This is a genomic window from Streptomyces sp. NPDC001744, from assembly GCF_042892575.1.
In the GTDB taxonomy this organism is placed as follows: domain Bacteria; phylum Actinomycetota; class Actinomycetes; order Streptomycetales; family Streptomycetaceae; genus Streptomyces.
The window spans coordinates 116573-128348 of the sequence record NZ_JBIAUG010000022.1 but is presented as its reverse complement, the minus strand read 5'-3'; the positions used below and the strand labels follow the sequence as shown (position 1 = coordinate 128348).

6 protein-coding genes are annotated in these 11776 nt (G+C 75.4%); 4 read left to right on the top strand and 2 right to left on the bottom strand.

The features are described 5' to 3' along the window. The first annotated feature begins 180 nt into the window (after window positions 1-180). Window positions 181-1305, top strand: coding sequence for a GuaB3 family IMP dehydrogenase-related protein (locus ACFYZY_RS24450; RefSeq protein WP_388697816.1), 1125 nt, complete (start codon window positions 181-183; stop codon window positions 1303-1305). Between the two features lie 67 nt (window positions 1306-1372). Here ACFYZY_RS24450 and ACFYZY_RS24445 read toward each other — a convergent pair whose 3' ends face one another. Both ACFYZY_RS24445 and ACFYZY_RS24440 read right to left on the bottom strand, forming a co-directional pair. Continuing rightward, window positions 1373-1858 carry a hypothetical protein gene (locus ACFYZY_RS24445; protein WP_388697813.1) on the bottom strand — a complete coding sequence of 162 codons (486 nt, stop codon included), beginning with the start codon at window positions 1856-1858 and terminating at the stop codon, window positions 1373-1375. A gap of 139 nt (window positions 1859-1997) precedes the next feature. Further along, window positions 1998-3239, bottom strand: a complete 1242-nt coding sequence (locus tag ACFYZY_RS24440) for a nucleotide sugar dehydrogenase (protein WP_388697810.1) — start codon at window positions 3237-3239, stop codon at window positions 1998-2000. A 353-nt stretch (window positions 3240-3592) separates the two neighbouring features. On the opposite strand from ACFYZY_RS24440, the gene ACFYZY_RS24435 reads away from it, so the two are divergent. The 3 genes from ACFYZY_RS24435 (at window position 3593) to ACFYZY_RS24425 (ending at window position 11684) form a co-directional block, all read left to right on the top strand. After that, the gene (locus ACFYZY_RS24435) at window positions 3593-5299 is read left to right on the top strand and encodes a glycerol-3-phosphate dehydrogenase/oxidase (protein ID WP_388697808.1); all 1707 of its coding nucleotides are present in this window, start codon (window positions 3593-3595) and stop codon (window positions 5297-5299) included. Between the two features lie 465 nt (window positions 5300-5764). After that, complete coding sequence (locus ACFYZY_RS24430; protein ID WP_388697806.1) at window positions 5765-8137, top strand: protein kinase; 2373 nt, start codon at window positions 5765-5767, stop codon at window positions 8135-8137. A 163-nt stretch (window positions 8138-8300) separates the two neighbouring features. Beyond that, a complete protein-coding gene (locus ACFYZY_RS24425) occupies window positions 8301-11684 on the top strand; it encodes a protein kinase (protein WP_388697803.1) in 3384 nt (1127 codons plus the stop codon). The last annotated feature ends 92 nt before the right edge of the window (window positions 11685-11776 follow it).

The following is an 11776-nucleotide window of genomic DNA, read 5'->3' as shown; positions in this document are numbered from 1 at the left end:
GGGGGGGCCACCATGTCCCCCCCCCCCCCCCACACCCCGTTGCGGGGGGCGCCCCCCAACAACAAAAAAAAAAAGCGCCGGGTTGTGGGGGGGGGGGTCCGGCCCGGGGCCCCCACCCGCCCCCCACCCGCGTGTCGGGGATACTGGTAGGCGCAGACGTAGAGGGAGAGGCCACACATCGTGACTGAGATCGAGATCGGGCGCGGCAAGCGCGGCCGCAGGGCGTACGCGTTCGACGACATCGCCGTCGTGCCCAGCCGGCGCACCCGGGACCCGAAGGAGGTCTCGATCGCCTGGCAGATCGACGCCTACCGCTTCGAGCTGCCGTTCCTGGCCGCCCCGATGGACTCGGTGGTCTCCCCGCAGACCGCCATCCGCATCGGTGAGCTGGGCGGTCTGGGCGTCCTGAACCTCGAGGGCCTGTGGACCCGGTACGAGGACCCGCAGCCGCTGCTGGACGAGATCGCGGAGATGGACGAGGCCACCGCGACCCGCCGCCTCCAGGAGATCTACGCGGCCCCCATCAAGGAGGAGCTGATCGGGCGGCGCATCAAGGAGGTGCGCGACTCCGGCGTCGTCACCGCCGCCGCGCTCTCCCCGCAGCGCACCGCGCAGTTCTCCAAGGCCGTCGTGGACGCCGGGGTGGACATCTTCGTGATCCGCGGTACGACGGTCTCCGCCGAGCACGTCTCGGGCGCGGCCGAGCCGCTGAACCTCAAGCAGTTCATCTACGAGCTGGACGTCCCGGTCATCGTCGGCGGCTGCGCCACGTACACCGCGGCCCTGCACCTGATGCGCACCGGCGCGGCGGGCGTCCTGGTCGGCTTCGGCGGCGGCGCCGCGCACACCACCCGCAACGTCCTGGGCATCCAGGTCCCGATGGCGACCGCCGTCGCGGACGTGGCCGCCGCGCGCCGCGACTACATGGACGAGTCCGGCGGCCGGTACGTGCACGTCATCGCCGACGGCGGCGTGGGCTGGTCCGGCGACCTGCCGAAGGCGATCGCCTGCGGCGCCGACGCCGTGATGATCGGCTCGCCGCTGGCCCGCGCCACGGACGCGCCGGGCAAGGGCCACCACTGGGGCATGGAGGCCGTCCACGAGGACGTGCCGCGCGGCAAGCTGGTGGACCTGGGCATCGTCGGCACCACCGAGGAGATCCTCGCGGGCCCGTCGCACATCCCGGACGGCTCGATGAACTTCTTCGGCGCCCTGCGCCGCGCGATGGCCACCACCGGTTACAGCGAGCTCAAGGAGTTCCAGCGCGTCGAGGTCACGGTCGCGGACGCGCAGCACAAGCGCTGACGCCTTCCGCACGCGCGTGGGGCCCCGCACCGGCCGGTGCGGGGCCCCACGCGCGTGCGCGCCGCGGTCAGGCGGCCTTCCGCGCGCCCGAGAAGGCGGCGAAGGCGGCCAGGGCGAGGAAGAGGAAGGTCATCGGGTCCTTGGCCTCGTTCCACGCCTGGGTCAGCGCGCCGAACTCCTGGAAGAAGAGGTCGGTGGCGGGGACGCCGAGCCGCTTGCCGAGGATGATCGCGATGCCGAGGAGCTGGCCGAGGCAGACGCCCCCGACGGAGAGGAGCGCGCCGGCCACGGGCAGGACGGGGTTGCCGCCGCCGACCTTGCCGGCCGCGAGGCCGACGAGGACGCCGACGCCGACGGCGGCCCAGCCGATCTCCCGTTCGATGCCGCCCATGACGGCGCCGTACACGCCCCCCGCGACGAGCGCGGCGACGAAGGCGGCCAGCAGGCCGAGGCCCACGCGGGAGCCGCGGGGCGCGGACGGCGGCGCCGGGTGGGGCTGGGGCGCGGCGTCCCCGGCGAACGGGTTGCCGGGCGGCGGGACGGGCTGGGACATGCGGATTCCCCCCTGGGAACGGAAACGCGCGGAAGCGCGTTCGAGAGGCCCGGAGGCTAGCAGCCCGCTGTGACAGGGACACGGGTTTTCGGGCGGGTCCGTCTTCCGGGCCGGCCCGCCGCCCTTCCGCCGCCCCGGCTCAGAGGCGGTGGGCCGCCCCCGCCGGGACGGCGCCCCGGGTGTCGAGGAGGAGCTGCGCCTTCACCGAGAGGCCCTGGAGGTCGTAGGTGCGGTGGTGCTGGAGGAGGACCGTCAGGTCGGCGTGGGCGGCCGCCTCGTAGAGGGAGTCGGCGCGGGGCACGGGCAGGTCGCGGACGCGCCAGTCGGGGACGTGGGGGTCGTGGTAGCTGACGGCCGCGCCCAGGTCCATGAGGCGGCGGGCGATCTCGTCGGCGGGGGAGCCCTGCCGGTCGGAGAGGTCGGGCTTGTACGTGATGCCGAGCAGCAGGACGCGGGCGCCCCGGGCCGACTTGCCGTGTTCGTTGAGGAGGGTGGCGGCGCGCCGGACGACGTACCCCGGCATGCGTTCGTTGACCTGGCCCGCGAGTTCGACGAGGCGGAGCGGCCGGTGGGCGCCGACGGTGTCGACGGGGACGCCGTGGCCGCCGACGCCGGGGCCGGGGCGGAACGCCTGGAAGCCGAAGGGCTTGGTCTCGGCACAGCGGATGACGTCCCACACGTCGACGCCGAGTTCGTGGCAGAGGACCGCCATCTCGTTGACGAGGGCGATGTTGACGTGCCGGAAGTTGGTCTCCAGGAGCTTGACCGTCTCCGCCTCGCGGGGGCCGCGCGCGCGTACCACCTTGTCGGTGAGGCGTCCGTAGAAGGCGGCGGCGGACTCGGTGCAGGCGGGGGTGAGGCCGCCGATGACCTTGGGGGTGCCGGTGTAGCCGTGGGTGCGGCTGCCGGGGTCGAGCCGGCCGGGCGAGTACGCGAGGTGGAAGTCGCGGCCCGCGCGCAGTCCGGAACCGGCTTCGAGGACGTCGCGGAGCGGGCCCTCGGTGGTGCCCGGCGGGACCGGGGACTCCAGGAGGACGGTGGTGTGGGGGCGCAGCCGGGCGGCGAGGGCGCGGGCCGCGTCGGTGACGGCGCTGAGGTCGAGGGTCCGGTCGGGGCCGAGGGGGGTCGGGACGCAGAGGACGGCGGTGCGGACCCGGCCGAGTTCGGCGGGGTCGGCGGTCGGGCGGAAGCCCCCCGCGAGCATCCGGCGGATCTCCGGCGTGGTGAGCGAGCCCTCGACCGGGGAGCGTCCGGCGGCGAGTTCGGCGGCGGCGCGCGGATCGACGTCGTAGCCGATGGTGCCGAAGCCTGCGGCGGCTGCGGCCTGGGCGAGGGGGAGTCCGTGGTGGCCGAGGCCGATGACGGCGAGATCAGCGGGCATGGGGGTGGACCGTCCTTCCCAATAGCCGGAGGGGACGCGACGCGCAAGCCCGGTGGGCGGAACGGGTCGCACGCAATGTCAGACTAGGCGTAAATATGACCGTTATGGTGCATTGTGTGACCTCAGGTCGCCGAGTGTTGTCCACAGGCCGGTGGGGAGGCGGTGGCTGAAGTCGCCGGAGCGGGACAGAATCGGACTGTGAGCCGGACCACACGGTCCCGGCTCGTGTGCGGGAAGGACGCGGACGGGGCAGCCGGTACGCGGAAGGACGCGCGCGGGGCACCCCGGGCGCGTGGAACGCCGCGGCGGGACGACCGTGCGCGGAAGACGGGGGACGACGGGAGGCGGCAGACGTGAGGACAGCGAAACTGGGACCGGCCGAGCGCGCCGAGGCGCTGACGGCCATGGCCGGGCGCGAGCTGGACGTACTGGTCGTCGGCGCCGGCGTGGTCGGCGCGGGCACGGCCCTCGACGCCGTCACGAGAGGGCTCTCCACCGGCATCGTCGAGGCCCGCGACTGGGCCTCGGGCACCTCCAGCAGGTCCAGCAAGCTCATCCACGGCGGTCTGCGCTATCTGGAGATGCTGGACTTCGCCCTGGTGCGCGAGGCGCTCAAGGAGCGCGGGCTCCTCCTGGAGCGGCTCGCCCCCCACCTGGTGAAGCCGGTCCCCTTCCTCTATCCCCTCCAGCACAAGGGCTGGGAGCGGTTCTACGCCGGTTCGGGCGTCGCGCTGTACGACGCGATGTCGTTCTCCTCCGGCCACGGCCGGGGCCTCCCCGTCCACCGGCACCTCTCCCGGAGCCGCGCCCTGCGGGTCGCCCCCTGCCTGCGGAAGGACGCCCTGGTCGGCGCCCTCCAGTACTACGACGCCCAGATGGACGACGCCCGCTTCGTCACCACCCTCGTGCGCACGGCCGCCTCCTACGGCGCCAGGGCCGCCAGCCGGGCCCGGGTCGTCGGCTTCCTCCGGGAGGGCGAGCGGGTCGTCGGCGCGCGCGTCCAGGACGTCGAGGCCGGGGCCGAGTACGAGATCCGGGCCAAACAGGTCGTCAACGCCACCGGGGTGTGGACGGACGACACCCAGGCCCTCATCGGGGAGCGCGGCCAGTTCCACGTCCGCGCCTCCAAGGGCATCCACCTCGTCGTGCCCAAGGACCGCATCCACTCCACCACCGGCCTGATCCTGCGGACCGAGAAGTCCGTCCTGTTCGTGATCCCCTGGGGGCGCCACTGGATCGTCGGCACCACCGACACCGACTGGGACCTCGACAAGACCCACCCGGCCGCGTCCAGCGCCGACATCGACTACCTCCTGGAGCACGTGAACACCGTGCTCGCCACCCCGCTCACCCGGGACGACGTCGAGGGCGTCTACGCGGGCCTGCGCCCCCTCCTCGCCGGCGAGTCGGACGCCACCAGCAAACTCTCGCGCGAGCACACCGTCGCCCACCCCGTCCCCGGCCTGGTCGTGGTGGCGGGCGGCAAGTACACGACGTACCGAGTGATGGCGAAGGACGCCGTCGACGAGGCGGTGCACGGCCTCGACCAGCGCGTCGCGCCCTGCGTCACGGAGGACACCCCGCTCCTCGGCGCCGAGGGCTACCGGGCCCTGTGGAACGCGCGGGCCGGGATCGCCGCCAGGACCGGGCTGCACGTCGTGCGGGTCGAGCACCTCCTCAACCGGTACGGCTCCCTGGCGGAGCAGGTCCTCGACCTCGTCGCCGAGGACCCCCGGCTCGGCGAGCCGCTTCCGGCGGCCGACGACTACCTGCGCGCCGAGATCGTCTACGCGGCCTCGCACGAGGGCGCCCGCCACCTGGACGACGTCCTCACCCGGCGGACCCGGATCTCCATCGAGACCTTCGACCGGGGCACCCGCAGCGCCCGCGAGTGCGCGGAGCTGATGGCTCCGGTGCTCGGCTGGGACGACCACCAGATCGACAAGGAGGTCGAGCACTACCGGAAGCGGGTGGAGGCGGAACGCGAGTCGCAGCGGCAGCCCGACGACCTGGCGGCGGACGCCGCGCGGCTGGGAGCGCCGGACATCGTGCCCCTCTGACGGCGTTTCGGTTGTCCTGGAGGGGTGTGGAGGGATTCCTCCCGGAGGGTTCCGGAGGTCCTCCGGTTTCCGCGGTGGTTCTCCGGGAGTTTTTCCGGGGGCGCGGCGGGGAATTCTCCGGCGGTTTCCCGCCGGTGTTCCGGGGGTTCTCCACCGCTCCTCCCGCGGCCCCTCCCCGCCCCTCCCGTGTTCCTCCCCCGGCCCCCCGTCAGCCTTTTGACGGTCCTTCGGCAGTCTTCCGGCGGTCCTGCCGGGGCCCTTTCGCGGTCCCGCGCCCGGGCGCCCGGGTCGTCCGTATCGGGTGGGAACCTCCGGAGTGCGCGTCGGCGTCGTCGTTCCGGAGTACGGACCCGGGGGCGCCACCCGTCCCGTGGTGAGGGACAATGGGCTCTCTTCCAGGGCGGGTTACCGCATCGTGCGGGAAGCGGCAGACGCGGCGGAGATCAGGGATCGCAGAGGGGACGCATGTCGGAGGCGGAGCAGTCGCGGGACACGGCGAAGGACCCCGGGCGGGACGCCGCCGCGGGGGCCGCGACCGACGGCGACCGAGGAACGGTTCCGGCCGCGCGTGAGCCGGGGCGGGACGCGAAGGACACGCAGGCCGGACAAGGTGCGCGGGACTCCGGGGAGGGCGCGGGGGCAGCGCGCGACACCGAGGACGCCGAGCCCGGGGAGACAGCCCCGGGCACCGGGCCGTCGGGCGCGGGGTCCTCGGACGCCGACGCGCCGGGCGCGCGGGCCGTCCCGGACGCCACGGGCGCGAAGGACTCCGGGAGCGGGCGGTCCGGCGGCGCGGCGGCTGCCGGGGCCGGGAGGACCGGGACGGCCGGCCGGCTCCAGGGGACCGAGCCGTCCACCGGGCGGGCCGGATTCGGCGCCGGGGACGGCGACGGCGGTGACGGGCGCGCGACGACCGCGAACCCCGGTGCCGCGCGCGACGGCGGCGGCACGGCGCGCGGCGGCGAGCCGCGCGGGAACCCGGCGGGCGAGGGGCGGCTGCTCGCCGGCCGCTACCGGCTCGGCGCGGTCCTCGGGCGCGGCGGCATGGGCACCGTGTGGCGCGCCACCGACGAGACCCTCGGCCGCACCGTCGCCGTCAAGGAGCTCCGCTTCCCCAGCAGCATCGACGAGGACGAGAAGCGACGCCTCATCACCCGGACCCTGCGCGAGGCGAAGGCCATCGCCAGGATCCGCAACAACGGCGCCGTGACCGTGTACGACGTCGTCGACGAGGACGACCGCCCGTGGATCGTCATGGAGCTGATCGAGGGCAAGTCCCTCGCGGACGCCGTGCGCGAGGACGGCACCCTCACGCCCCGGCGCGCCGCCGAGGTCGGCCTCGCCATCCTCGACGTGCTGCGTTCGGCCCACCGCGAGGGCATCCTGCACCGCGACGTGAAGCCGTCCAACGTGCTGATCGCCGAGGACGGCCGCGTCGTCCTCACCGACTTCGGCATCGCCCAGGTGGAGGGCGACCCCTCGATCACCTCCACCGGCATGCTCGTCGGCGCCCCCTCCTACATCTCGCCCGAGCGCGCCCGGGGCCACAAGCCCGGCCCCGCCGCCGACATGTGGTCGCTCGGCGGCCTCATCTACGCGGCCGTCGAGGGCACCCCGCCGTACGACAAGGGCTCCGCCATCGCCACCCTCACCGCGGTGATGACCGAGCCGGTCGACCCTCCGAAGAACGCGGGTCCCGAACTCGAGAAGGTCATCTACGGCCTCCTCGCCAAGGACCCGGCGCAGCGGCTCGACGACGCCGGCGCCCGGGTCCTGCTGCGGGCCGTGCTCGACGCGCCGGCGGAGACGCCCCCGGTCTCCCCCGAGGTGACCAGGGTCGTACCGCTGCCGCCGCACCCCACGGGGACGCCGGCGGCCCCGGCGGCCGGCCGGGACAAGGGACCGGAGGCGACGTCCGAGCGGATGCGGGGCGCCCTGAAGTCCGTGCGCGACGCGGCGGCCTCCGCGAAGGCGGAGCCGAGGCCGAAGCCCCAGCCGCTCCAGGGCGGCGGCAGGCAGGCCCCGGCCCGCGCGCCGCTGACCGACGTCGTGCCCCGACGCACCCTGGTCGTCATCGCCGCCGTCGTGGTCCTCGCCCTGCTCGGGACGATCCTGGCGGTCTCCCTCGGCGGGGGCGACGCGGACAAGGGGAAGGACGACACCGCGGCCTCGGCCGGCGCCTCCACGGGCGGCCGGGGCGGCACGGACGGTTCCGGCGGCGGCAAGGATCCGGCCGATCCCGGGCAGCAGGGCGGCGCACAGCCCGGCGGCGACGGCGCCACCGGCTCGGCGGGCACCGACGGCACGAACGGCGCCACGCCGTCGGGAACCCCCTCCGGAACGCCTTCCGGAAAGCCGTCCGGCGGCACGGGCGCGCCGCTGCCCGCCGGCTACACCCTCGTCACCAGCGACCGCTTCCACTTCACCATGGCCATGCCCGCGACCTTCCGGCTCAGCACCATCCCCGGATACGACCTCGGCGGCGTCTTCAGCGAGAACGGCGGATTCCCGCGCGTCCAGGTCGACTTCAACGACAGCCCGAAGGACAACGCGGCGAGCGCCTGGGAACTGGCCAAGATCGGCGTGGCCGCCACCAGCAAGGACTACCGGCACATCGGCATCAGCCCCGTCTCGTACAAGGGCTACCCGACCGTCGCCGACTGGGAGTTCGAGCGCACCCAGAAGGGCGTGCGCGTCCACGTGCTCAACCGCGGCTTCAAGGTGGACGCCGGACGCGGCTACTCCATCATGGTCAGCTGCGCGGCGGGCGAGTGGAACGGCGCGGAGTGCAGGACGCTGCGGGAGACGGCGTTCGCCACGTTCAGCCCCAAGGGCTGAGCCCGGCCCGTATCGTGAGGGACCGGGAACCGTACACGGTCGAACAGAGCCGTCGGCCGTACGGTCCCGGACCTGACCGGACCGGAACCGGCGGACCCGCGTGATCCCGCACGATCCCGGGTATCCGCAGGTCCACGGGGGACAGCGCGCGTGGGGAGGCGTCGTGGACGACTACGCGGGAAGGGTGCTCGCGGACCGCTACCGCCTGCCGCTGCCGCCGGAGGACGCGGTCGCGGCCGGGGACGACCTGACGGAGACGTACGCCTTCGACACGTACAGCGGGCAGGAGGTCCTGGTCCGCCGGGTGCCGCTGCCGGAGTTCGTGGACGCCGAGGTGCTCGACGGCGACGACGGCCCCGCCGATCCCCGCGACGGTGCGGGACGGGCCACCCGCCGGCCCGCCGAACCCGTCGTGCGCCGGGCGATCGAGGCGGCCCAGGCCGCCGCGCAGATCCCCGACCACCCCTTACTGGACCAGGTCTTCGACGTCTTCGCGGAAGCCGGTTCGCTGTGGATAGTCAGCGAACGCGTGGCGGCCAGGCCGCTGGCCGCGCTCCTCGCCGAGCGGCCGCTCAACCCGTACCGGGCGGCCGAGATCGGCGCCGACGTCCTCACCGCCCTGCGCGCGCTCCACGCCCACGGCTGGGTGCACCGGAACATCACCTCCCGGACCGTGCTCGTCTGCGACGACGGCCGGGTGATGCTCACGGGCCTCGCGGTGGGCGCCGCCGAGGAGGCCCTCTGCGGCTACGCGCCGGTGCCGGCGCCCGAGCCGGACGACGCGTACGGGTTCGGCCGCCCGTCCTCTCCGGAGGGGACGGAGGGGTACGGACCGGAGACGGAGTACGGGGCGGAGACCGCCGGCCCGGAGACGTACGGCCCGGAGACGTACGGCCCGGAGGCGTACGAGGAACCGCACGGGCCGGAGGCCCACGGGCCGTCCGGAGGGTACGAGCCGGAGGAGCACGCCTCCGGGCGGTACGCGTACGCGGACGAGTACGGGGCCACCGTGTACGTGCCCAAGGAGTACGACTCCGAGGAGTACCACCCCGACGTCCACGCTTCCGGGGCGTACGGCTCCGGGCCCCGTCGCCCGGAGGCGTACGAGGCGGTCCCCTACGGGCCGGACGGCGACGACCGCCCCGGGGCGGACCCGGACGGGGGAGCCGCGACCGGCGCGTGGCACGAGCCCGCCCGCGCCCCGGAGACCGGGGCCGGCGCCGTCGGGGCCGGTACGCGCTCCGGGACCGGCACGCACCCCGGAGGCGATGACCACGCCGGGACCGGCACCGACCCCGAGGCCGACCCCGAGGACGCCTCGCACGGGGCCGCTCACGACGACTCTCCGGAGCCCCCCGCCCCCGACGCCTACGGCGCCGACCCCTACGGGCGGGCGACGGCGCCCCCGGCCGGGGCGCGGCCCGCCGCGACGCCGCCGACCGCCGACGTGCGGGCCGCGCGGGCCGGGGCCATCGCCGCCTACCGGGCCGGCGCGCGGGCCGCCGCCCGGATGGGCGAGACCGGTGCCCTGCCCGTGCAGCGCCCCGCGTCCCCCGAACCGCCCGCGCCGCCTCCACCGCCCACGGCGCAGGCGGTCGGCGCGCCCGAGCCGCAGTGGTGGTCGCGGGTGGCGGACGACGACGACGGCGATGACGACGGCGACGGCGACGAGCCGTACGGCGGCGGCCCGAGGACGGGCCCGCCGCGCGTGATGCTGACCGGCAGCTGGAGCGACGGCCCGCACAGCGCGCGGGACGGCTCCGGTCCGATACCGGCCGGCGGCGGTTCCGGCCGGGGTCCCGTGCTGCCCGGCTCGGGACGCCCGGCGCTGCCCGCCGGATACACGGCGGTCCCCGGGACCGAGCGCCTCCCGGTCGCCGCAGGCGTCCCGGAGGCCCGGCGGGAGCCCGTGCCGGCCGAGGTCCACCGGGGGCCGGCCACGCGTCTCGCCGCCGAGCGCGCCCGGCAGACCCGGATCGCGGTCGTCGGCGCCGTCACCGAGCGCTGGGCGCCCGAACAGGCCGGTCCCGTGCACGAGAACTGGCGCCTGGCGCCGCCCATCGGACCCGCCACCGACCTGTGGGCGCTCGGCGCGCTCCTCTACCGGGCGGTCCAGGGCCACGCCCCCTACCCGGAGGACAGCGCGGCCGAACTGGTCCAGCTCGTCTGCGCCGAGCCGCCCGCCTTCGCCGAGGAGTGCGGGCCCCTGCGCCCGGTCGTGGAGTCCCTGCTGCGCCAGGACCCGGACGAGCGGCCCGACTTCGAGGAGCTGCGCGGCTGGCTGCGCTCCCTCGTCCGCTCGGCGCCCGAGCCGGACGCCGGGTTCGGCGTCGTACCGCTGCCGTCCGACGGGGCGCGGCTGCCGATCGTGCGCCGGCGCGGCGAACTGGTGCGCCGGTGGCGCAAGGGCGGCAAAGCCGACAAGAGGGGCAAGGGGGCCGAGGGGGAGGGAGCGGGCCGCCGCCGTCACAAGCGCGGCCGGGACCCGCACGCCGTGACCCGGCACGAGGACACGCGCGCGCAGGACCACGGGGCCGTCCGGCAGCACGCGCACGCACCCGAGTACGCGCCCGCGCCCGAGTACACATCGGGGTCCGAGTCGTACGCACCCGAGCCGTACGCACCCGAGTACGCGCCCGCACCCCCGCCCGAGCCGTACGCGTCCGCCCGCGAGACCGGACACGCCCGGGAGGCCGGGCACCCGCGCGTACGGGACGACTTCCGTGAGGAGTTCGACGAGGGATACCACGAGGAGCTCCCCCAGCGCGCCCCGCGTGCGCCCCGGCCCCCGCGCGCCCCGCGCACGCCCGTCGGGGCTTCGGGTTCGCCCCGCTCCCTGGGCTGCATGCTCCTGGCCCTGGTCCTCCTGCTGCTCGCCGGGGTCGTCGCGTACGCCGTCCTCTTCATGTCCCGCGGGGGGAGCGCGCCCGAGCCGGGCACGCCCACGACCCGCCCGGACCCGGGCACCGCCGCACCCCCCACGGGTGGTGCCGGTACGGGCGGTCCCACCGCGAGCGGCCCGTCGCCGAGCACCGGGCGGACCGGCGCGCCGGCCACGACCCCGCCCCCGGGGAATCCGTCCGCCCCCGCGCCGGCCGCCGGGTACACCCTGCGTCAGGACCCGGAGGGGTTCCGGATCGGGGTGCCGAACGGCTGGCGGCGCAGCCCGATCAACGACGCCGGGCAAGTGCGCTACACGGGAGGCGACTTCACGATGATCGTGGTTCCGGGGCGTGACAGCGTCAGGGACAACGGTTCCGACCCGCTGGTGTACCAGAACGCCAAGGAGCGCGAGCTGGAGCCGTGGCGGGCGTCCAGCTGGTCGGGGGCCGAGCGGACGCGCCGGATCGACGTCGGCAGCACGGCGACGGCCACGGGCAGTTACTGGTGGCTGGACGGCACGGGCCGCGAGGTGTTCGTCCGCAACCTCGTCCTGATCGACGGCGGCCGGTACCACGTCGTCCAGGTCATCGGCCCCTACACCGAACGGGACAAGGTCTCCGAGATCCACGACGAGGCCACGAAGGCGTTCCGGCCGGGCCGCTGAACCCGTACGGGCCCGCCCCCCGGCCCCTGTTGGGACGGAGGATTCCCACCGGCCCCCGGTCACAGTGCTGTTCCTTTGACGGCCCCGAGGTT